13 protein-coding genes, 5 tRNA genes, 5 rRNA genes, 1 other RNA gene and 1 other annotated feature (1 of these 25 running past the window's edge) are annotated in these 22,863 nt (G+C 40.3%); all 24 genes read left to right on the forward strand.

The genetic code is table 11. From position 1 onward, the window contains the following. Positions 1-59, forward strand: a binding site (T-box leader) (it extends 153 nt beyond the left edge of the window). 51 nt (positions 60-110) lie between these two features. The 24 genes from serS to HZR23_RS06205 all read left to right on the forward strand — a co-directional run bounded on the left by serS (position 111) and on the right by HZR23_RS06205 (position 22,843). Then, complete coding sequence (serS, locus tag HZR23_RS06090) at positions 111-1,385, forward strand: serine--tRNA ligase (RefSeq protein ID WP_132848902.1); 1,275 nt, start codon at positions 111-113, stop codon at positions 1,383-1,385. Between the two features lie 274 nt (positions 1,386-1,659). Continuing rightward, positions 1,660-2,097, forward strand: a complete 438-nt coding sequence (gene tadA / locus HZR23_RS06095; protein WP_132848903.1) for a tRNA adenosine(34) deaminase TadA — start codon at positions 1,660-1,662, stop codon at positions 2,095-2,097. A 1-nt stretch (position 2,098) separates the two neighbouring features. Next, positions 2,099-2,187 (forward strand) — tRNA-Ser (locus tag HZR23_RS06100). Between the two features lie 20 nt (positions 2,188-2,207). Beyond that, positions 2,208-2,473: signal recognition particle sRNA large type (gene ffs, locus HZR23_RS06105), an RNA gene on the forward strand. 136 nt (positions 2,474-2,609) lie between these two features. Next, on the forward strand, positions 2,610-3,449 hold the full coding sequence (locus tag HZR23_RS06110) for a mechanosensitive ion channel family protein (protein WP_132848904.1): 840 nt from the start codon (positions 2,610-2,612) through the stop codon (positions 3,447-3,449). A gap of 41 nt (positions 3,450-3,490) precedes the next feature. Next, positions 3,491-3,679 carry a DUF951 domain-containing protein gene (locus tag HZR23_RS06115; protein WP_165913715.1) on the forward strand — a complete coding sequence of 63 codons (189 nt, stop codon included), beginning with the start codon at positions 3,491-3,493 and terminating at the stop codon, positions 3,677-3,679. Positions 3,680-4,061: 382 nt separating this feature from the next. Continuing rightward, entirely contained in the window at positions 4,062-6,125 is a 2,064-nt protein-coding gene (locus tag HZR23_RS06120) for an RNA degradosome polyphosphate kinase (protein WP_132848905.1), read from the forward strand. 11 nt (positions 6,126-6,136) lie between these two features. Further along, the gene (ppx, locus tag HZR23_RS06125) at positions 6,137-7,657 is read left to right on the forward strand and encodes an exopolyphosphatase (RefSeq protein WP_165913713.1); all 1,521 of its coding nucleotides are present in this window, start codon (positions 6,137-6,139) and stop codon (positions 7,655-7,657) included. A 109-nt stretch (positions 7,658-7,766) separates the two neighbouring features. Next, a complete protein-coding gene (gene rpsF / locus HZR23_RS06130; RefSeq protein WP_132848907.1) occupies positions 7,767-8,054 on the forward strand; it encodes a 30S ribosomal protein S6 in 288 nt (95 codons plus the stop codon). 21 nt (positions 8,055-8,075) lie between these two features. Then, positions 8,076-8,504 carry a single-stranded DNA-binding protein gene (locus HZR23_RS06135; protein WP_132848908.1) on the forward strand — a complete coding sequence of 143 codons (429 nt, stop codon included), beginning with the start codon at positions 8,076-8,078 and terminating at the stop codon, positions 8,502-8,504. 14 nt (positions 8,505-8,518) lie between these two features. Next, positions 8,519-8,749 carry a 30S ribosomal protein S18 gene (rpsR, locus tag HZR23_RS06140; RefSeq protein WP_207667898.1) on the forward strand — a complete coding sequence of 77 codons (231 nt, stop codon included), beginning with the start codon at positions 8,519-8,521 and terminating at the stop codon, positions 8,747-8,749. A 126-nt stretch (positions 8,750-8,875) separates the two neighbouring features. Beyond that, on the forward strand, positions 8,876-9,793 hold the full coding sequence (locus tag HZR23_RS06145) for a nucleoside hydrolase (RefSeq protein WP_165913714.1): 918 nt from the start codon (positions 8,876-8,878) through the stop codon (positions 9,791-9,793). Between the two features lie 129 nt (positions 9,794-9,922). After that, complete coding sequence (locus HZR23_RS06150; protein ID WP_132848911.1) at positions 9,923-11,011, forward strand: YibE/F family protein; 1,089 nt, start codon at positions 9,923-9,925, stop codon at positions 11,009-11,011. Between the two features lie 111 nt (positions 11,012-11,122). Continuing rightward, on the forward strand, positions 11,123-11,539 hold the full coding sequence (locus HZR23_RS06155; protein ID WP_132848912.1) for a hypothetical protein: 417 nt from the start codon (positions 11,123-11,125) through the stop codon (positions 11,537-11,539). A 276-nt stretch (positions 11,540-11,815) separates the two neighbouring features. After that, positions 11,816-12,388, forward strand: a complete 573-nt coding sequence (locus HZR23_RS06160; RefSeq protein ID WP_132848913.1) for a 50S ribosomal protein L25 — start codon at positions 11,816-11,818, stop codon at positions 12,386-12,388. A 277-nt stretch (positions 12,389-12,665) separates the two neighbouring features. Beyond that, positions 12,666-14,175 (forward strand): 16S ribosomal RNA (locus HZR23_RS06165). Between the two features lie 187 nt (positions 14,176-14,362). Further along, positions 14,363-17,290: ribosomal RNA gene (locus HZR23_RS06170) — 23S ribosomal RNA — on the forward strand. A 54-nt stretch (positions 17,291-17,344) separates the two neighbouring features. Continuing rightward, positions 17,345-17,461: ribosomal RNA gene (gene rrf, locus HZR23_RS06175) — 5S ribosomal RNA — on the forward strand. A gap of 89 nt (positions 17,462-17,550) precedes the next feature. Further along, positions 17,551-17,639, forward strand: a tRNA-Leu gene (locus HZR23_RS06180). A 73-nt stretch (positions 17,640-17,712) separates the two neighbouring features. Then, positions 17,713-17,788 (forward strand) — tRNA-Met (locus HZR23_RS06185). 7 nt (positions 17,789-17,795) lie between these two features. Further along, positions 17,796-17,870, forward strand: a tRNA-Glu gene (locus HZR23_RS06190). 5 nt (positions 17,871-17,875) lie between these two features. Then, a tRNA-Val gene (locus HZR23_RS06195) sits at positions 17,876-17,951 on the forward strand. A gap of 262 nt (positions 17,952-18,213) precedes the next feature. Continuing rightward, positions 18,214-19,723, forward strand: a 16S ribosomal RNA gene (locus HZR23_RS06200). Positions 19,724-19,910: 187 nt separating this feature from the next. After that, positions 19,911-22,843: ribosomal RNA gene (locus HZR23_RS06205) — 23S ribosomal RNA — on the forward strand. The 16S, 23S and 5S rRNA genes sit together here with 4 tRNA genes alongside, the layout of an rRNA operon. The last annotated feature ends 20 nt before the right edge of the window (positions 22,844-22,863 follow it).

A 22,863-nucleotide genomic window follows, 5' to 3' on the forward strand; every position in this document is an offset into this window, starting at 1 on the left:
GATTTGTTTAGGCAAATCAATTAGGGTGGTATCGCGGAATTTTACTTTCCGTCCCTTTGTTAGGGATGGGAAGTTTTTTGTTTATACATATATATGAGGGAGGATATAATATGTTGGATATTAAAAGAATTAGACAGGATTTAGATAATATCAAATTAGCTATGGCAAGAAGGGGAGAACAGGATTTTAATTTAGATTATGTGGTAGAGTTAGATGAACAAAGAAGAAAAATATTACAACAAGTTGAGCAAATGAAAAGTGAACAAAATGTCGTATCTAAAGATATACCAAGGTTGAAAAAAGAGGGTAAAGATACTACTGAAATAATGGATAAGATGAAAGAGCTATCTAATGATATTAAAAAACTAGATAGTGAAGTAAAAGAGGTTGAAGAAAAATTAAATTATGCACTTCTTAGAATACCTAATGTGCCGAATCCGGAAGTTCCACAAGGTGAGACTGACGACGATAATGAAGAGGTTAGAAAATGGGGAGAGCCGAGAAAATTTGATTTTGAGTTAAAGGCCCATTGGGATATTGGACAGGATTTGGGTGTGTTGGACTTTGAATCGGCAGCAAAGGTGACTGGTTCTAGGTTTACAGTATATAAAGGTTTAGGGGCGAAGCTTGAAAGAGCGTTAATAAACTTTATGCTAGACTTACATACAGAGGAGCATGGTTATTTAGAAATATTACCGCCTTTCATGGTTAACAGAGATAGTATGACGGGTACGGGCCAATTACCTAAGTTTGAAGAGGATGCCTTCAAAGTGGCTCAAAGAGACTTCTTTTTAATTCCAACTGCTGAAGTGCCGGTTACAAATTTGCATAGAGAAGAAATATTAGACTCTAGTATATTACCATTACAGTATGTAGCATATACTCCATGTTTTAGATCAGAAGCAGGGTCTGCTGGTAGAGACACGAGAGGTTTGATTAGACAACATCAATTTAATAAGGTTGAGTTAGTTAAATTTACTAAGCCAGAAGATTCATACGAAGAATTAGAAAGGCTAACAAATAATGCGGAAAAAGTATTACAACTACTAAAACTACCATATAGAGTGGTAAAAATCTGTACTGGGGATTTAGGTTTTACTGCAGCCTTTAAATATGATATTGAAGTTTGGATGCCAAGTTACAACAAATATGTGGAAATATCTTCTTGTAGTAATTTTGAAGATTTCCAAGCAAGAAGAGCGAATATTAGATTTAGACCTGAAGAAAAAGGAAAGGTTGAGTTTGTACATACCCTTAATGGATCTGGTTTAGCGGTTGGAAGAACCTTGGCTGCAATTTTGGAAAACTATCAACAAGAGGATGGGACAGTAGTAATACCTGAGGCCTTAAGAGGTTATTTAAACGGTAAAGATATAATAAAATAAAGATATTTAAGGAAAGCAGGCAAAAGTATTGTCTGCTTTCTCTAATATATTTATATATTACTGAATAATTACTAGGTTAAATTGAAATGATAAGCTTAGGCATTTTTATCAAAATATAGAAATTGATTTTTTATATAAATCATGTTACACTATCATTTGTAACTAGAAAAACAATTTATGAAATTACAGATAATTATAGTTTCCTATACCTGTACTAGAAGGATTGGTCTTCTTAGTGCATAATTATTTGGAGGTTCCGGTGGAGGAAAAATATATGCAGTTGGCTTTAGATCAAGCACGTAAGGCCTATAATATAGGAGAAGTGCCTATTGGAGCCATTATTGTAAAAGATGATGTAGTAATTGGAAGTGGATATAATTTAAGGGAAAAAAACGGCGATGCATTAGCCCATGCAGAGCTAATTGCAATAAAACAGGCTTGTGAAGCTATTTCAGGATGGAGATTGACAGGCTGTGCTTTATATGTTACAATAGAACCCTGTCCTATGTGTGCAGGGGCAATTATACAAAGTAGGATTGATAAAGTAGTTTATGGTGCAATGGATCCTAAGGCTGGCGCTGGAGGGTCGATTCTAAATTTGCTACAGATGAATGAGCTAAATCATCAATCTCATGTTATAAAAGGTGTTTTGGAAGAAGAATGCTCTGCTTTAATGAAAAGCTTTTTCAGAGAACTGAGAGCTAAAAAGTAATGGAGAGATGTCCGAGTTGGCTAAGGGGCACGCCTGGAAAGCGTGTAAGACTGCAAGGTCCCGCGGGTTCGAGTCCCGCTCTCTCCGCCATTAAAAAAGTTTAAAGTTTGCTGTGCTAGACGGGGATGTAGCGGCGCCCTGTAACCCGCAAATCCGCTATAGCGGGGTTGAACTCCTCACGGAGGCTTGATGCCTGTAGTGCTGGCTTAAGTAAGTGATGATGAAAATTGGGTCCTACGCAATGGAAACTCATGAACCCCGCCAGGTCCGGAAGGAAGCAACGGTAAGTGATCATTTTCGTGTGCCGTGGGGTAGCCTGATTAGAGTTAACTGCTTAGGTAACGGCTATGGACACATGTCGAATTGAGGTGCACAGCATTATATATATTTAAATTCAAACATGAGAGATTATTCTCATGTTTTTTTGTTAATATTTTTAAAGTATGTTATGATTTAAGTAGTTACTATTTATTGATGTATTTCGTGCTATTATTTACGATAAGAGGTGAAGTATGGAGAGTGTGTTAGAAAGCTTAAGATTAATATTTTTTCATGATGTCGTCAGTAAACTGATTAGAATAATTGTTATATTAGCAGTTGCAAAAATTAGTATTAGGTTGATTAATCCTGTTTTAATACAGTTTTTTGAAAAACAAAAAACCTTAAAAATTAATACAGACATTAATCGTATTAATACTTTGAAGGGATTGGTATTAAGTCTAGTCAAATATGTAATATACTTTATTGCGTTTACAACTATAGCTAAACTTTTCGTGGACATAACTGGACTAGTAGCCACGGCTGGTATAGGTGGACTGGCTATAGGTTTTGGAGCTCAGAATCTTGTGAGAGATATAATTACTGGTTTCTTTATACTGTTTGAGGAGCAATTTAATGTAGGTTCATTAATACAATTAGATGGAATTGGTGGTATAGTTGAAGAAATGGCCTTGAGGGTTACTAAAATAAGAGATTTCAATGGTGATTTGCATATTATTCCGAATGGAGAAATAAAAAAAGTGACTAATAAAAGTAATGGTAAAATGAGAGCTTTAGTTGAAATATCAATTTCATATGAAGAAGATATTGATAATGCTATCGAAGTGTTAAGTGAGGCTTGTGAGAAGATTAAGGAAGAAAATCCTAATAGTATTCTTGAAGGTCCTACGGTGTTAGGGGTATCTAAATTAGGAGAATCTGAGGTGGGGATTACTATTATGGCTAAAACTGTACCAATGGAGCAGTGGGCTACTGAGAGGCTTATGAGGAAAACTTTCAAACAGGCTTTTGATAAGGCTGGTATTGAGATACCTTACCCAAGAAGAGTAATAATAAATAAGATGGAAGCATAACGGAAAGGACGGTGAAATCCGGTTTTATATCGGAGAAAGGTATGCCACTGGATTTAAAAGTAGGAGATATTTTGGAGTTAAAGAAACAACATCCTTGCGGAAATCACAAATTTGAAATAATTAGAACTGGTGCAGATTTTATAATTAAGTGTACTAAGTGTGAAAAACAGTTATGGATTGCAAGGGCGAATTTGGAAAGAAGAGTTAAAAAAATAATAACTAAAGAGTAATAAAAAATCGGCGAGTGGATAATATTCCACTCGCCTTTAAGTTAAGGGGGAGATTGGGATGAATAAAATGTTGTATTATGGGGGCTATCTAATAAATAGAATTACCATCTATCAGAAAATATATACACTAATTTTAAAAAATCTTTTTATAAAATGAAAATATTTTTAGAAGCAAATATTTAAGTTTAGTATTAGTAAAATAGTTAAAAATAATTAATGAATCTAAGGTTATGTAAAATTTAGTCTTGAAAAATAGTTTGTATTTAAAAATGAGTATCAGCTTTAATAGTTGTAATAGTACCATATTTGATTTATAATCAAAAACACAAAAATGGAATAATATTGTATGAGAATATAAAACTTGATCTGAAGGAAGATAAATATGAGGAATTGTTATGGGAACAAAAAAGAATATTTTATTAACCGAGAGCTAAGTTGGTTAGAATTTAATCATAGGGTTTTGGAGGAGGCGAAGGATAAAAGCAATCCTTTGTTTGAAAGATTAAAGTTTTTGTCAATCGTCAGCTCTAATCTTGATGAGTTCTTCATGATACGGGTAGCTTCATTGAAAGATCAAGTAAATGCTAATTATATTAAAACTGATTCCTCTGGGTTAACCCCAATGGAGCAATTAGATCTCATAGAAAATAGAGTTAGGCGGATGGTTTATGAGCAGTATAATACATATAATAGGTCTTTTATACCGCAGATGAAGAAAAATGGCGTTAGTTTAGTAGATAAAAATGATCTAACTAATGAGGAGAGAAAATACTTAGAGCAATATTTTATTGATGTTATTTTTCCTGTATTAACTCCGATGGCAGTAGACTCAAGTAGACCATTCCCAATAATATTAGGAAAAACATTAAATATTGCGATGAATATAAAGAATGATAAAAACATAAGTGATAGCGTATTTGCAATTGTACAAGTACCTTCTGTGTTGCCTAGATTAAAACAGCTCCCGGTAGAAAAAAGAGAAGAAAGAAGATATGTACTTCTAGAAGAGATTATAATAATGTTTGTGGAAAAACTATTTTTAGGCTATGATGTTGTATCTCCATTTTGCTTTAGAATTACTAGAAATGCAGATTTAACTATAGATGAAGAAGAGGCAGAGGATTTATTAAAGGAAATTGAAAAAACATTAAAGAAGCGAAAAACAGGAGCCGCCATTAGATTAGAAATTGATTCGAAAATGGATGATAAGCTTGTACAAATATTGAAGAAATCTATGGAAGTTCAAGAGGGTGAAATATACAAAATAAATGGACCCATAGACTTAACATTTCTAAATGCTTTTATGTTTTTTGATGGATATGATAACTTGAAATATCCTGTTCATAACCCTAGAACACCAGAGGATCTAATAGACAAAAATGACATATATGAAGTTATACAGAGAAAGGATATTATGTTATTTCATCCTTTTGAAAGTTTTCATCCTGTTGTTGAATTTATAAATAGAGCTGCTAATGATCCGAAGGTTTTAAGCATTAAGCAAACCCTATATAGGGTAAGTGGAGATTCCCCTATTATTAAATCCCTTAAGAAAGCAGCTGGAAGAGGCAAACAGGTGACGGTACTTGTTGAAGTAAAGGCACGATTCGATGAGGAGAACAATATTCAATGGGCTAAGCAACTAGAAAAGGCTGGCTGTCATGTTGTATATGGTTTGGTAGGATTAAAAACACATTGTAAAATAACCTTGGTTGTAAGGATGGAAAGTCATGGGGTGAAGAGATATGTACATTTAAGCACTGGTAATTACAACGATATTACTGCCAAATTTTATACTGATATAGGTGTATTTACATGTAGAGAAAGCTTTGGTGAAGATGCCACTTCTTTATTTAATATGTTAACTGGCTGTTCGGATGTGCCCAATATGAGAAGTTTTTGTTTAGCTCCGTATAATTTAAAGTCAACCATTTTGTCTTTAATTAAGAATGAAGCTGAAAATGCTAGACTTGGTAAAATGTCTAAAATAGTAATTAAGATGAATGCATTAGTTGATACGGATATTATTAAAGAATTGTATGATGCTTCCCTAGTAGGTGTACAGATTGAACTAATAATAAGAGGCATTTGCTGCTTAAAACCAGGGGTAGATGGCTTAAGTGAAAATATAAGGGTTAGAAGTATTGTTGGTAGATTTTTAGAGCATACAAGAGTCCTCTATTTCTATAATGATGGGGAAGAAAAGGTATATTTAACTAGTGCGGATTTAATGCCTAGAAATTTATATAGAAGAGTAGAATTGATGTTTGGAGTAGAAGATACTTCACTAAAATCAAGGTTGGTCAAGATGTTACATGTAATTTTGGCGGACAATGTAAAAGCACGATTGATGAATTCTGAAGGAATATATAAAAAGATTGATAGACGTGGAAAAAAGATTGTTAATTCTCAAAACTACTTTATCGAAAACGATTTATTAGAATGAAGGTGCAAACTGTGGTAAATAAAGTTGCTGTGATTGATCTGGGTTCAAATACAATTAGAATGCTAATAATGAAAATTTACAGGGATCGGTCATTTAAGATGATAGATGAAATTAAGGAAATGGTAAGACTGAGTGAGGGGATGGGTGATAAGAAAATTTTACAAAAAGAGCCCATGGAAAGGACTCTACACGTTCTGATGCTATTTAAAGCAATTATAGAAGCCCATGAAGTAGACGAAGTTATGGCTATTGCAACAGCTGCTGTTAGAAATGCAACTAATAAGGATGAGTTTTTAAAACGCATAAAAGTAGAATTAGATATGAATTTTGATGTTATTGCCGGGGAAAAAGAAGCCTATTATGGCTATTTGGGTGTCATTAATACAATTGATATTGAAAATTGCGTTATTGTTGATATTGGTGGGGGAAGCACTGAAATATCTCTGGTATTAGATAAAAGGTTTAAAGAATCCATAAGTCTTCCTTATGGATCTATTATATTAACTGAGCAATTTTTAGGAAAAGAGCAGGTAACTCAAGAGAAAATACAGACACTAGAGAACTTTATGATTAAGGTGTTGAGCGGAATAAAGTGGTTAAAGAGTGCCGTGGGGTTACCAATTATAGGTTTAGGCGGAACTATTAGAACTTTAGCTAAAGTAAATAAAAACAAAGTTGCTTTTCCGTTGAATAGTCTTCATAACTATCAACTAGATCACAAGGAAGTTTCTAGAGTGTATAAAGAAATTACAAGTAAGGACTTAGACGGAAGAATTAAACTGCCTGGAGTTAATAAGGAAAGGGCGGATATTATTATCGGAGGCCTAGTGCCTATTAAAGTAATAATGGAATATTTAAATTCTAACAACCTTGTAATTAGTGGTAATGGAGTTAGGGAAGGCATTTTTTATGAATATTATCTTAAACAGATTAAATGCAATAATATGAGGTTAGATGATGTTTTAGAGCATAGTGTAACTAACATTCTAAAGAACTACAACTTAAACCTACAGCATTGTTACCATGTTAGAAAACTAGCTCTAGAAATTTTTGATCAAACTCAGTCGATTCATAAATTTGACGAAGGATATAGAAAATTACTTTCTACTTCTTCTTTGCTTCATGATATAGGAAATTATATTGATTACTATAATCATCATCAACATGGATTTTATCTTACCTTAAACAGTAAAATAAATGGTATGGATAATAAGGAAAAGCTATTGTGTGCTTATTTAGTGGGCTTTCATCGGGATGCGGATTTTAAGGAGGATTGGAAAAAATATAATATGCTTATAAAAAAAGAGGATTATGACAATATTAAGAAACTAAGTATATTTTTAAAAATTGCAGAAAAACTTGATAGGAGTGAGTATGCTAGTGTAAAAAATATAGAGTGTGATATAACTAAAAAGGTGGTAATTATTAAGGTGATTACGGACAATAACCCAATCCTAGAAATTGAAGCTGCATTAAAGTATAAAAAGGACTTTTTAAAGGCTTTCAAGAAAGATTTAATAATATTAAAATAAATAAATTGCAAAGCACTAAACATAGTGATATAATACTATGTTGTGTGAGAGAATCATTTCTCTGTTCTGTAATAAAACAGAACCGCATAGTCCAGAGGGAGGTGAAAATATGAGAAAATACGAATTAATGTACATCTTAAAGTCAGATGTTGAAGAAGAAAGAAGAAATCAATTACTAGAAAAGTTTAGAGGAATCATCGAAACTAATGGTGAAATTGAAAATGTTGATGAGTGGGGAAATAGAAAATTAGCCTATGAAATTAACAAGCTTAGAGAAGGCTACTATGTATTAGTAAATTTCAATGCTGCAATTGATATTCCAAAGGAACTTGATAGAAATTTAAGAATTTCTGATGACGTAATTAGACATATGATTTTTAACTTAGAAGAAAAGTAATTTAATAGGGTGGTGTCTTAATTGAATAGTGTAATATTGATTGGGCGGCTTGTAAAAGACCCCGAATTACGTTTTACAGCTAATGGAAAATCAGTGGCCACCTTTAGTGTTGCTGTTAACAGAGCATACTCTAAAACTAATGAAGCAGATTTCTTTAATGTGGTAGTATGGGGAAAACCTGCTGAAAATTGTGCTAACTACTTATCTAAAGGAAAGTTGGTTGGACTACAAGGGGAAATACAAAACCGTAGTTATGAGGCTAAATCAGGTGATAAAAGATATATCACTGAGATCGTAGCAAGTAGAGTTGAGTTTTTAGAGTGGGGTAGCAAAAATGAGCAATCATCAAGAAATACCTTTGGCTCGAATAACTCAAGTTCAAGTAATGATTTTGATGACATTGATTTAGATGAATTCGAATCCATAGAAGATGAAGATATTCCGTTCTAGAAGGAGGGATAAAAGTGATTAATAAAAAAAGACGTAGAACTAAAAAGAAAGTTTGTATTTTTTGCGCAGACAAAATAAATCATATTGATTATAAAGACGTTCAAAAACTAAAAAAATACATTACTGAAAGAGGAAAAATCATTCCTAGAAGAATTTCAGGGAACTGTGCCATCCACCAAAGAGCTTTAACGATTGCGTTAAAAAGATCAAGACAAATGGCATTACTACCATACTCAGTTGACTAAAAAACAAAAGAAGTGGCAAAGGCTACTTCTTTTTTTAATATAAAAAACTTTCCTCGAATTATTTAAAAATGTAGCTCTGTAACGTAATCGTTAGTACATAATGAAACGGATAGGATGGAAAAAAGCATGAAAAATGTAATAATGGATGTTGACACTGGTGTTGATGATGCCTTGGGGATAATTATGGCTATAAAAAGCAGGAAAATAAATGTGTTAGGTATAACCACTGTAGCGGGAAATGTAGGAGCTAAGCAGGCTGCAATAAACACCAAGAAGGTATTATATTTTTTAAATGAGATGAACATTCCGGTATTAAGTGGATCCGAGACTTCATGTAGAGGTGAATATATAACAGGCTCGAATATGCATGGTATAGACGGATTATTTGGTGCTTTAAGGGATGTAGAAATTGAAACGAACGAAATACACGAGGGTCGAGCGGTAGAATATCTAATAGAAACTATAATGGAGAATAAGGATAAGGGGACAACTCTAATTTTAACTGCACCTTTAACGAATTTGGCCTTAGCTTTAAAGAGAGCTCCTTATATAAAAGGATTTATTGAAGAGGCGATTATAATGGGTGGTGCTGTTGAATGCCCAGGAAATATTACTCCTTATGCGGAATTTAATATATACAAAGACCCTGAAGCTGCGGATCTAGTAATGAATTCTGGTATTCGGATTACGATGGTAACCTTAGATGTAACAAATAAGGTTATATTAAATAGAAATCATATTAATAAAATAATTAATACAAATCTTAAGGAACTAGTTTCTAGCATTACAGAACCCTGGATAAATCGATACAAAAACAAATATGGTATAGAAGGTTGTTTGGTGCATGATCCTCTAACTGTGGCCTATGCAATTGATAGAACTATTATTAAAACGAGAAGAACTAATATAGATATTGTTAAAGGGGATGCTATCCAAAGAGGGAAGCTTGAAAGAAAAGATGATGGTCCGTCGTGTATAAATGTTTCTATAGAGGTAGATGATGTTAAATTTGAAAAAGTTTTTTTAGAATGTTTAAATATATAAAGATATTTTTGTATTATAGTTATTAAAATTATCTTTTTTATTAATATATAGTCCTTTCTAATAATATAAATTTTAAATAAGCATTAATATATTTAGATTTTTTATGCTTAAATATTAGGAGGACAATACATGGAATATATAAAAAAGGGAATTCTTCTGATTATAATTTTATGCATGTTTCCAATGGTCACCTATAGTAATAATAGAATTTCCAATGAATATTATGAAAAGGTTAGATCTGTTATTACTAGAGTGGAAGAAGATAAAGAGGATGAAGTTCAAATACAAATAGTGGAAGCTATTATATTGGAAGGGCAATTTAAGTCAGATAGACTAATTTTTAAACATCTTTTAATCGAGGGCTCAAAAAGTAACATAAGCCTTAAAGAGGATATGCAGGTATTTTTGAATATTCGTGTCAATGGTGATGTAATTGAGTCTGTAAACTTTTTGGATGTAGTAAGAGATGGATATTTAAAAATTCTATTTGGAATGTTTTTTATGCTATTAATTATATTTGGAGGCTTTAAGGGTTTTCGTTCATTTATTGCTCTTGTAGTTACTGCTCTCTGTCTAATATATTTGTTTATACCAATGATAATGAGAGGGTATAATTTAATAATGTCAGCAGTAATAGTTAGCAGTATTATAGTAGTTTCGAGTTTTATAATAATAAGTGGATTTACTAAGAAGAGTCTGGTTGCAATTCTAGGCACTATTGGGGGGACTATGACCTCGGGAGTTTTAGCGATATTTTTTGGAAATAAAATATATTTAACTGGAGTATCGGATGAAATTGTAGAGCTATTAGTTGCATACTCGACGGTTCCTATTGATTATAGGGGGCTATTATATAGTGGAATAATAATTGGTGCATTGGGAGCTGTAATGGACGTAAGTATGACTATTACATCAGTAATATGTGAGATAAGAAGAAATAACCCTAACACAAGAATACGTTCCCTATTCTTTTCAGGACTGTCTGTAGGGAAGGATATAATGGCAACTATGACTAATACTCTAATACTAGCATATGTAGGGACGTCTTTGCCCCTGTTGTTGATCTTTATATTTAGTGATATGGCAGTTGTTGACATAGTTAATTCTCAGTATATTGCATCGGAAATAATACGTTCGTTGTGTGGAAGTGTTGGGTTAGTCCTTACTATACCGATTACATCCGTATTAGCAGCATTGAATATTCTAAAATTTAAGTAAGTATTTGAAATGAAAATATTTTATACTGATTACAAGACTTCTTTTATATAAATTTTAAAAAATGATAGAATATAAGAAAATAGATCAAACTAATGAAAAGGAGAGGATGTTATGAGTTTCGTAATGGTTGGAGACACAGTGTATGATAGTAAGGAGATATTAAAAGACATTAAAAATGAGTTTGAGTTTCAGGAAATAAAAGATTTGACTTCTAGTTCAAAACGTGATGATACATTAGTGTATCAAATTTATTTAGATGCTAATGTGTTAAAAGATGAAATTGAGAGTGATATGGATGTAGAAGGGATAGATGATTCCGAATTGGTAGAAGAGCTTTTAACTAGCTGTGATGAACAGATTATGTTGATTGAAGATTTTATTCCTGAAGATTTTATAGGTTACGCTTATACATACAATTATGATAAGGATATGGATATACTTAAAGCCGTATTTATTGCTGCTGATAAAAAGTTAGGAGAATCTAAGTTAAAAGAAATTGCTGAAAGAATTCTTAAGTCTCTGGATTAAAAGTAATTATAGCATCCGAAGAGGCTACTGAAAAAGTAACTTTTTAAATTTTTATAGTGTATTATGGTAGTCAAATATGTATATAATGATGAAAAAAGAGCCTTAGAAGCGATTCTAAGAGCTCTGTTTTTTTGCACTCATTTTATAAATTTTATTTAGGCACTTTTTCAGTGGCCTCGCATCCGAATGGGTGCTTTTGCGTTTATTCTTCCATTACCTTGTATAAAGGGGAAATTAATTGGTAATAATCATTTAATAGTAGAAGGAGGGATAATAATGCAAAATATAATTGAGAGTGCATTAAGAAGTGAAGTTGGTACAAACGCTAGTCATAGGACGAGAGAGGCTGGATATATTCCTGCGGTAATCTATAGTAGAAATATAAATCCATTACCAGTTCAAGTAGAGAGAAAATACTTAGAAGGAATATTGAGAACTCAAGGATCTAATACTTTAGTTTCTATAGACATTGGTAACAATAGTTACACTACGTATATTAAAGAAATACAAAGACATCCTGTAACAAAAGAAATTATACATATGGATTTTCAACAGGTAGAGCAAAATGAAGACATTTACATAACTATACCAGTTGTTCTAAGGGGCAGAAGTCAGGTTGAAAAAAGTGGAGTTGTTGTGCAACAACAATTAAAAGAGATTGAAGTTAAATGTACAACTTCAAATATACCAAAGAAATTAGAGTTTGATATAAGTAAATTTGGAATTGGGGAAAGTTTAAGGGTAGCAGATCTAGAAATAAGTGAAGAAATAAGTATTGTTAATGACCCCCAATCTATTATTGCCTCGGTTGCGACATTAAAGCAAGAAATTGAAAGTAGTGAAGTGTAGGGTCCCACGCCTTAAGGGTGTGGGTTTTTCTTTGGATATAATTGTATGTTTAAAACCCGTTGACATTGGATATAAAAACTGATATATTGATTAAGTTGCTTGTGCAACAGAAAAAACATGGAATATATGTTGAATAAATTGGTAGTTGACACAAATCGACAAAAATGATATATTAGATAAGTCGCCAAAAGCGGCAGATAAAAAAGGTCTTTGAAAACTAAACAGTATAGAAAGCCAGCAAGAAAAAAAGCATCAAAAAGATGCAACCCAGAAATTTTTAATTAAGAGTTTGATCCTGGCTCAGGATGAACGCTGGCGGCGTGCCTAACACATGCAAGTCGAGCGAGGAGGAGGAAGCTTGCTTCCAAATCCTAGCGGCGGACGGGTGAGTAACGCGTGGGCAACCTACCCTATGCAGGGGGATAACATTGGGAAACCAGTGCTAATACCGCATAAAGCCGATTAGGGGCATCCCTAAATGGTCAAAGAACTTCGGCATAGGATGGGCCCGCGTCTGATTAGTTAGTTGGTAAGGTAATGGCTTACCAAGACGATGATCAGTAGCCGACCTGAGAGGGTGACCGGCCACACTGGAACTGAGACACGGTCCAGACTCCTACGGGAGGCAGCAGTGGGGAATATTGCACAATGGGGGAAACCCTGATGCAGCAACGCCGCGTGAGCGAAGAAGGCCTTCGGGTCGTAAAGCTCTGTCCTAAGGGAAGATAATGACGGTACCTTAGGAGGAAGCCCCGGCTAACTACGTGCCAGCAGCCGCGGTAATACGTAGGGGGCAAGCGTTATCCGGAATCACTGGGCGTAAAGGGTGCGTAGGCGGCCAAACAAGTCAGGGGTGAAAGGCTACGGCTCAACCGTAGTAAGCCTTTGAAACTGTTTGGCTTGAGTGCAGGAGAGGAGAGTGGAATTCCTAGTGTAGCGGTGAAATGCGTAGATATTAGGAGGAACACCAGTGGCGAAGGCGACTCTCTGGACTGTAACTGACGCTGAGGCACGAAAGCGTGGGGAGCAAACAGGATTAGATACCCTGGTAGTCCACGCCGTAAACGATGAGTGCTAGGTGTTGGAGGGAGACCTTCAGTGCCGGAGCTAACGCATTAAGCACTCCGCCTGGGGAGTACGCTCGCAAGAGTGAAACTCAAAGGAATTGACGGGGACCCGCACAAGCGGCGGAGCATGTGGTTTAATTCGAAGCAACGCGAAGAACCTTACCTGGACTTGACATCCTTTAGACAGAACCTTAACCGGTTCCTTCTCTTCGGAGACTGAAGTGACAGGTGGTGCATGGTTGTCGTCAGCTCGTGTCGTGAGATGTTGGGTTAAGTCCCGCAACGAGCGCAACCCTTATCTTTAGTTGCCAAAGACTTAGGGTGGGCACTCTAGAGAGACTGCCGGGGATAACTCGGAGGAAGGTGGGGATGACGTCAAATCATCATGCCCCTTATGTTCAGGGCTACACACGTGCTACAATGGCCGATACAAAGGGCGGCAAGAGAGTGATCTTAAGCAAATCCCATAAAGTCGGTCCAGTTCGGATTGTGGGTGAAACTCGCCCACATGAAGTGGAGTTGCTAGTAATCGCGAATCAGAATGTCGCGGTGAATGCGTTCCCGGGTCTTGTACACACCGCCCGTCACACCATGGGAGTCGGAAGCACCCGAAGCCGCCTACTTAACCGTAAGGAGAGAGTGTCGAAGGTGAAGTCGATGACTGGGGTGAAGTCGTAACAAGGTAGCCGTATCGGAAGGTGCGGCTGGATCACCTCCTTTCTAAGGAGAAAAGCTTCTATACTGTTTAGTTTTGAGAGACTTTGTCTTTCAATTAAATAAGAAGCTCAGCAAATGCTGAGTACTCCAATTACACCAAATACAAGACTTGGGTAATTGAAGCATGTTCTTTGAAAACTGCAAAGTGAGAAATAAAGTTAAGTAAAGAAATTTACAAGCATCTTTTAAAGGTCAAGCTAGTAAGGGCAAAGGGAGGATGACTTTAAGCATAAGGAGCCGAAGAAGGACGTGGTAAGCTGCGAAAAGCTACGGGGAGCCGCAAGCAGGCAAAGATCCGTAGATGTCCGAATGGGGAAACCCACTTGAAGTAATATTCAAGTATCTGCTAGTGAATAAATAGCTAGTAGAGGGGATACCAGGGGAACTGAAACATCTAAGTACCCTGAGGAGTAGAAAGAAAAATCGATTCCCTAAGTAGTGGCGAGCGAAAAGGATAAGCCCAAACCGAAAGTTTACTTTCGGGGTTGAGGACATAGCAAAAAAGGAGAGGTATCGTAGTAGAAGATGACTGGAAAGTCAGGCCAAAGAGGGTAAAAGCCCCGTATACGAAACGAGAAGACTCTAAGCTATGATCCAGAGTACCACGGGACACGTGAAACCCTGTGGGAAGCAGGGGGGACCACCCCCCAAGGCTAAATACTACCTGGTGACCGATAGCGCATAGTACCGTGAGGGAAAGGTGAAAAGAACCCCGGGAGGGGAGTGAAATAGAACCTGAAACCCTTTGCTTACAAGCTGTGGGAGCACGTTAAAGTGTGACCGCGTACTTTTTGTAGAACGGGCCAACGAGTTATGATATGTAGCAAGGTTAAGGACTAAAGGTCCGGAGCCGAAGCGAAAGCGAGTCTTAATAGGGCGAAAGTTGCATGTCATAGACCCGAAACCGAGCGACCTACCCATGGGCAGGATGAAGCGGAAGTAAAATTTCGTGGAGGTCCGAACCAATTGACGTTGAAAAGTCACTGGATGACCTGTGGGTAGAGGTGAAATTCCAATCGAGCTCGGAGATAGTGGTTCTCGCCGAAATAGCTTTAGGGCTAGCCTCGATTAAATGAGTTACGGAGGTAGAGCACTGAATGACCTAGGCCTTCACCGGTTACCAAAGTCTATCAAACTCCGAATGCCGTAAACTTAAGATCGGGAGTCAGACTACGAGTGATAAGATCCGTGGTCAAGAGGGAAAGAGCCCAGACCATCAGCTAAGGTCCCAAAGTATACGTTAAGTGGAAAAGGATGTGGGATTGCATAGACAACCAGGATGTTGGCTTAGAAGCGACCATACATTTAAAGAGTGCGTAATAGCTCACTGGTCGAGTGATCCTGCGCCGAAAATGTCCGGGGCTCAAACGTATCACCGAAGCTATGGATGTAGAAATACATGGTAGGCGAGCGTTCTATGTGGGTAGAAGCTATACCGGAAGGAGTAGTGGACTGCATAGAAGTGAGAATGTTGGCATGAGTAGCGAGAGGCAGGTGAGAATCCTGCCCGTCGAAAGCCTAAGGTTTCCTGAGGAAGGTTCGTCCGCTCAGGGTAAGTCGGGACCTAAGCCGAGGCCAAGTGGCGTAGGTGATGGACAACAGGTTGAAATTCCTGTACCACCAAGAATCGTTTGAGAGAAGGGGGGACACAGGAGGATAGGTCAAGCGCACCGTTGGTTGAGTGCGTCTAAGCAGGTAGGGAGAAAAGGCAGGCAAATCCGCTTTTTCATAGATCCCGAGATGTGATGGGGAGCGAAAAATAAGTAGCGAAGTGACTGAATCCAAACTGTCGAGAAAAGCCTCTATCGAGATTTAAGGTGCCCGTACCGCAAACCGACACAGGTAGGCGAGGAGAGAATCCTAAGACGAACGGGAGAAGCATTGTTAAGGAACTCGGCAAAATGACCCCGTAACTTCGGGAGAAGGGTGCCGGGATGTGTGAAGGCTTCGCGCCGTAAGCATAACCCGGCCGCAGAGAATAGGTCCAAGCGACTGTTTAGCAAAAACATAGGTCTCTGCTAAGTCGAAAGACGACGTATAGGGGCGACGCCTGCCCGGTCTTTGGAAGGTTAAGGGGAAGTGTTAGGGTTAAGCTCGAAGCACAGAACTTAAGCCCCAGTAAACGGCGGCCGTAACTATAACGGTCCTAAGGTAGCGAAATTCCTTGTCGGGTAAGTTCCGACCCGCACGAAAGGCGTAACGATTTGGACGCTGTCTCAACAATGCACCCGGTGAAATTGTAATACCAGTGAAGATCTTTGGTTACCCGCGACAGGACGGAAAGACCCCGTGGAGCTTTACTGCAACTTGACATTGGATTTTGATACTACATGTACAGAATAGGTGGGAGACTAAGATACTAGGACGCCAGTCTTGGAGGAGTCGACGTTGGGATACCACTCTTGTATTATTGAAGTTCTAACCATGAGCCATGATCTGGTTTTGGGACACTGTCAGGTGGGCAGTTTGACTGGGGCGGTCGCCTCCTAAAGAGTAACGGAGGCGCTCAAAGGTTCCCTCAGCACGGTCGGAAATCGTGCGAAGAGTGTAAAGGCAGAAGGGAGCTTGATTGCGAGACAAACAGGTCGAGCAAGGACGAAAGTCGGACTTAGTGATCCGGCACCGAGTGGAAGGGCCATCGCTCAACGGATAAAAGCTACCCCGGGGATAACAGGCTTATCTCCCCCAAGAGTCCACATCGACGGGGAGGTTTGGCGACCTCGATGTCGGCTCATCACATCCTGGGGTGAAGTAGGTCCCAAGGGTTGGGCTGTTCGCCCATTAAAGTGGTACGCGAGCTGGGTTCAGAACGTCGTGAGACAGTTCGGTCCCTATCCGTCGCGGGCGCAGGAAATTTGAGAGGAGCTGTCCTTAGTACGAGAGGACCGGGATGGACGTACCGCCGGTGCACCAGTTGTTCCGCCAGGAGCACACGGTGGGTAGCTAAGTACGGAAGGGATAAGTCTTTGAAGGCATCTAAGCACGAAGCCCCCTCAAGATAAGATTTCCCACCCGAAAGGGGTAAGACCCCAGAGAGACTATCTGGTAGATAGGTCGGAGGTGTAAGTGCAGTAATGCATTAAGCTGACCGATACTAATAGGTCGAGGGCTTGACCAAAAAAGATGAAAGCTTTAAAATCTCACTTGTAGTTTTGAGAGAACACTCTCAATAAATCGTGACAATAGCGAAGGGGTCACACCTGTTCCCATACCGAACACAGAAGTTAAGCCCTTCAGCGCCGATGGTACTTGGCGGGCAGCCGCCTGGGAGAGTAGGTCGTTGCGGTTTTAAATATGAATAAGTCCTCTACAGTAATAGGGGACTTTTGATTTCTTCATATCCAATTAAGCTAAGGGATTAATGAAGGAAAAATATATGCCGAGGTGGCGGAACTGGCAGACGCACAGGACTTAAAATCCTGCGGTCCTTCAAGATCGTACCGGTTCGATTCCGGTCCTCGGCACCAGTTTTAAATATGAAACTCAGCTATGCTGAGTATTACACTCACACTAAATCGGAGATTTAGGTGATTGCAATATCGCGGGGTGGAGCAGTTGGCAGCTCGTCGGGCTCATAACCCGAAGGTCGTAGGTTCAAGTCCTGCCCCCGCAACCATAAACTAGGCCCCTTGGTCAAGCGGTCAAGACACCGCCCTTTCACGGCGGTAACAGGGGTTCGATTCCCCTAGGGGTCACCAAATATGGGCGCATAGCTCAGCTGGGAGAGCACCTGCCTTACAAGCAGGGGGTCACAGGTTCAAGTCCTGTTGCGCCCACCATATTAACATTAAGACGGTTTCCAAAATTATACGATTGACATAATTAAATAAAAATGTTAATATATAATTCCGGCTCCAAGAGGGGCAGGTGGTAAGATGAAGCTTAAAAAAAGATTAATAAAAAAAGAGTTGACATAGCAAGTCAAAAATGATATATTAGATAAGTCGCCAAAAGCGGCAGATAAAAAAAGGTCTTTGAAAACTAAACAGTATAGAAAGCCAGCAAGAAAAAAAGCATCAAAAAGATGCAACCCAAAAATTTTTAATTAAGAGTTTGATCCTGGCTCAGGATGAACGCTGGCGGCGTGCCTAACACATGCAAGTCGAGCGAGGAGGAGGAAGCTTGCTTCCAAATCCTAGCGGCGGACGGGTGAGTAACGCGTGGGCAACCTACCCTATGCAGGGGGATAACATTGGGAAACCAGTGCTAATACCGCATAAAGCCGATTAGGGGCATCCCTAAATGGTCAAAGAACTTCGGCATAGGATGGCCCGCGTCTGATTAGTTAGTTGGTAAGGTAATGGCTTACCAAGACGATGATCAGTAGCCGACCTGAGAGGGTGACCGGCCACACTGGAACTGAGACACGGTCCAGACTCCTACGGGAGGCAGCAGTGGGGAATATTGCACAATGGGGGAAACCCTGATGCAGCAACGCCGCGTGAGCGAAGAAGGCCTTCGGGTCGTAAAGCTCTGTCCTAAGGGAAGATAATGACGGTACCTTAGGAGGAAGCCCCGGCTAACTACGTGCCAGCAGCCGCGGTAATACGTAGGGGGCAAGCGTTATCCGGAATCACTGGGCGTAAAGGGTGCGTAGGCGGCCAAACAAGTCAGGGGTGAAAGGCTACGGCTCAACCGTAGTAAGCCTTTGAAACTGTTTGGCTTGAGTGCAGGAGAGGAGAGTGGAATTCCTAGTGTAGCGGTGAAATGCGTAGATATTAGGAGGAACACCAGTGGCGAAGGCGACTCTCTGGACTGTAACTGACGCTGAGGCACGAAAGCGTGGGGAGCAAACAGGATTAGATACCCTGGTAGTCCACGCCGTAAACGATGAGTGCTAGGTGTTGGAGGGAGACCTTCAGTGCCGGAGCTAACGCATTAAGCACTCCGCCTGGGGAGTACGCTCGCAAGAGTGAAACTCAAAGGAATTGACGGGGACGCACAAGCGGCGGAGCATGTGGTTTAATTCGAAGCAACGCGAAGAACCTTACCTGGACTTGACATCCTTTAGACAGAACCTTAACCGGTTCCTTCTCTTCGGAGACTGAAGTGACAGGTGGTGCATGGTTGTCGTCAGCTCGTGTCGTGAGATGTTGGGTTAAGTCCCGCAACGAGCGCAACCCTTATCTTTAGTTGCCAGCACTTAGGGTGGGCACTCTAGAGAGACTGCCGGGGATAACTCGGAGGAAGGTGGGGATGACGTCAAATCATCATGCCCCTTATGTTCAGGGCTACACACGTGCTACAATGGCCGATACAAAGGGCAGCAAGAGAGTGATCTTAAGCAAATCCCATAAAGTCGGTCCCAGTTCGGATTGTGGGCTGAAACTCGCCCACATGAAGCTGGAGTTGCTAGTAATCGCGAATCAGAATGTCGCGGTGAATGCGTTCCCGGGTCTTGTACACACCGCCCGTCACACCATGGGAGTCGGAAGCACCCGAAGCCAGCTACTTAACCGTAAGGAGAGAGCTGTCGAAGGTGAAGTCGATGACTGGGGTGAAGTCGTAACAAGGTAGCCGTATCGGAAGGTGCGGCTGGATCACCTCCTTTCTAAGGAGAAAAGCTTCTATACTGTTTAGTTTTGAGAGACTTTGTCTTTCAATTAAATAAGAAGCTCAGCAAATGCTGAGTACTCCAATTACACCAAATACAAGACTTGGGTAATTGAAGCATGTTCTTTGAAAACTGCAAAGTGAGAAATAAAGTTAAGTAAAGAAATTTACAAGCATCTTTTAAAGGTCAAGCTAGTAAGGGCAAAGGGAGGATGACTTGGCATAAGGAGTAGAAGAAGGACGTGGTAAGTCATGAAAAGCTACGGGAGCCGCAAGCAGGCAAAGATCCGTAGATGTCCGAATGGGGAAACCCACTTGAAGTAATATTCAAGTATCTGCTAGTGAATAAATAGCTAGTAGAGGGGATACCAGGGGAACTGAAACATCTAAGTACCCTGAGGAGTAGAAAGAAAAATCGATTCCCTAAGTAGTGGCGAGCGAAAAGGGATAAGCCCAAACCGAAAGTTTACTTTCGGGGTTGAGGACATAGCAAAAAAGGAGAGGTATCGTAGTAGAAGATGACTGGAAAGTCAGGCCAAAGAGGGTAAAAGCCCCGTATACGAAACGAGAAGACTCTAAGCTATGATCCAGAGTACCACGGGACACGTGAAACCCTGTGGGAAGCAGGGGACCACCCCCAAGGCTAAATACTACCTGGTGACCGATAGCGCATAGTACCGTGAGGGAAAGGTGAAAAGAACCCCGGGAGGGGAGTGAAATAGAACCTGAAACCCTTTGCTTACAAGTTTGTGGGAGCACGTTAAAGTGTGACCGCGTACTTTTTGTAGAACGGGCCAACGAGTTATGATATGTAGCAAGGTTAAGGACTAAAGGTCCGGAGCCGAAGCGAAAGCGAGTCTTAATAGGGCGAAAGTTGCATGTCATAGACCCGAAACCGAGCGACCTACCCATGGGCAGGATGAAGCGGAAGTAAAATTTCGTGGAGGTCCGAACCAATTGACGTTGAAAAGTCACTGGATGACCTGTGGGTAGAGGTGAAATTCCAATCGAGCTCGGAGATAGCTGGTTCTCGCCGAAATAGCTTTAGGGCTAGCCTCGATTAAATGAGTTACGGAGGTAGAGCACTGAATGACCTAGGGGCCTTCACCGGTTACCAAAGTCTATCAAACTCCGAATGCCGTAAACTTAAGATCGGGAGTCAGACTACGAGTGATAAGATCCGTGGTCAAGAGGGAAAGAGCCCAGACCATCAGCTAAGGTCCCAAAGTATACGTTAAGTGGAAAAGGATGTGGGATTGCATAGACAACCAGGATGTTGGCTTAGAAGCAGCCATACATTTAAAGAGTGCGTAATAGCTCACTGGTCGAGTGATCCTGCGCCGAAAATGTCCGGGGCTCAAACGTATCACCGAAGCTATGGATGTAGAAATACATGGTAGGCGAGCGTTCTATGTGGGTAGAAGCTATACCGGAAGGAGTAGTGGACTGCATAGAAGTGAGAATGTTGGCATGAGTAGCGAGAGGCAGGTGAGAATCCTGCCCGTCGAAAGCCTAAGGTTTCCTGAGGAAGGTTCGTCCGCTCAGGGTAAGTCGGGACCTAAGCCGAGGCCAAGTGGCGTAGGTGATGGACAACAGGTTGAAATTCCTGTACCACCAAGAATCGTTTGAGAGAAGGGGGGACACAGGAGGATAGGTCAAGCGCACCGTTGGTTGAGTGCGTCTAAGCAGGTAGGGAGAAAAGGCAGGCAAATCCGCTTTTTCATAGATCCCGAGATGTGATGGGGAGCGAAAAATAAGTAGCGAAGTGACTGAATCCAAACTGTCGAGAAAAGCCTCTATCGAGATTTAAGGTGCCCGTACCGCAAACCGACACAGGTAGGCGAGGAGAGAATCCTAAGACGAACGGGAGAAGCATTGTTAAGGAACTCGGCAAAATGACCCCGTAACTTCGGGAGAAGGGGTGCCTTAAGGATGTGTGAAGGCTTCGCGCCGTAAGCATAACCCGGCCGCAGAGAATAGGTCCAAGCGACTGTTTAGCAAAAACATAGGTCTCTGCTAAGTCGAAAGACGACGTATAGGGGCGACGCCTGCCCGGTCTTTGGAAGGTTAAGGGGAAGTGTTAGGGTTAAGCTCGAAGCACAGAACTTAAGCCCCAGTAAACGGCGGCCGTAACTATAACGGTCCTAAGGTAGCGAAATTCCTTGTCGGGTAAGTTCCGACCCGCACGAAAGGCGTAACGATTTGGACGTTGTCTCAACAATGCACCCGGTGAAATTGTAATACCAGTGAAGATCTTTGGTTACCCGCGACAGGACGGAAAGACCCCGTGGAGCTTTACTGCAACTTGACATTGGATTTTGATACTACATGTACAGAATAGGTGGGAGACTAAGATACTAGGACGCCAGTCTTGGAGGAGTCGACGTTGGGATACCACTCTTGTATTATTGAAGTTCTAACCATGAGCCATGATCTGGTTTTGGGACACTGTCAGGTGGGCAGTTTGACTGGGGCGGTCGCCTCCTAAAGAGTAACGGAGGCGCTCAAAGGTTCCCTCAGCACGGTCGGAAATCGTGCGAAGAGTGTAAAGGCAGAAGGGAGCTTGATTGCGAGACAAACAGGTCGAGCAAGGACGAAAGTCGGACTTAGTGATCCGGTGGTACCGAGTGGAAGGGCCATCGCTCAACGGATAAAAGCTACCCCGGGGATAACAGGCTTATCTCCCCCAAGAGTCCACATCGACGGGGAGGTTTGGCACCTCGATGTCGGCTCATCACATCCTGGGGCTGAAGTAGGTCCCAAGGGTTGGGCTGTTCGCCCATTAAAGTGGTACGCGAGCTGGGTTCAGAACGTCGTGAGACAGTTCGGTCCCTATCCGTCGCGGGCGCAGGAAATTTGAGAGGAGCTGTCCTTAGTACGAGAGGACCGGGATGGACGTACCGCTGGTGCACCAGTTGTTCCGCCAGGAGCACAGCTGGGTAGCTAAGTACGGAAGGGATAAGTGCTGAAGGCATCTAAGCACGAAGCCCCCCTCAAGATAAGATTTCCCACCCGAAAGGGGTAAGACCCCAGAGAGACTATCTGGTAGATAGGTCGGAGGTGTAAGTGCAGTAATGCATTAAGCTGACCGATACTAATAGGTCGAGGGCTTGACCAAAAAAGATGAAAGCTTTAAAA

Source organism: Serpentinicella alkaliphila (genome assembly GCF_018141405.1).
Classification (GTDB): domain Bacteria; phylum Bacillota; class Clostridia; order Peptostreptococcales; family Natronincolaceae; genus Serpentinicella; species Serpentinicella alkaliphila.

Bases quoted from the DNA above. Each gene is read 5' to 3' on its own strand.
- HZR23_RS06115 (WP_165913715.1), top strand. From the start codon at position 3,491: ATGCCACTGGATTTAAAAGTAGGAGATATTTTGGAGTTAAAGAAACAA.
- HZR23_RS06150 (WP_132848911.1), top strand. From the start codon at position 9,923: ATGGAATATATAAAAAAGGGAATTCTTCTGATTATAATTTTATGCATG.
- serS (WP_132848902.1), top strand. From the start codon at position 111: ATGTTGGATATTAAAAGAATTAGACAGGATTTAGATAATATCAAATTA.
- HZR23_RS06155 (WP_132848912.1), top strand. From the start codon at position 11,123: ATGAGTTTCGTAATGGTTGGAGACACAGTGTATGATAGTAAGGAGATA.
- tadA (WP_132848903.1), top strand. From the start codon at position 1,660: ATGCAGTTGGCTTTAGATCAAGCACGTAAGGCCTATAATATAGGAGAA.
- HZR23_RS06160 (WP_132848913.1), top strand. From the start codon at position 11,816: ATGCAAAATATAATTGAGAGTGCATTAAGAAGTGAAGTTGGTACAAAC.
- HZR23_RS06110 (WP_132848904.1), top strand. From the start codon at position 2,610: ATGGAGAGTGTGTTAGAAAGCTTAAGATTAATATTTTTTCATGATGTC.
- HZR23_RS06120 (WP_132848905.1), top strand. From the start codon at position 4,062: ATGAGGAATTGTTATGGGAACAAAAAAGAATATTTTATTAACCGAGAG.
- rpsF (WP_132848907.1), top strand. From the start codon at position 7,767: ATGAGAAAATACGAATTAATGTACATCTTAAAGTCAGATGTTGAAGAA.
- HZR23_RS06145 (WP_165913714.1), top strand. From the start codon at position 8,876: ATGAAAAATGTAATAATGGATGTTGACACTGGTGTTGATGATGCCTTG.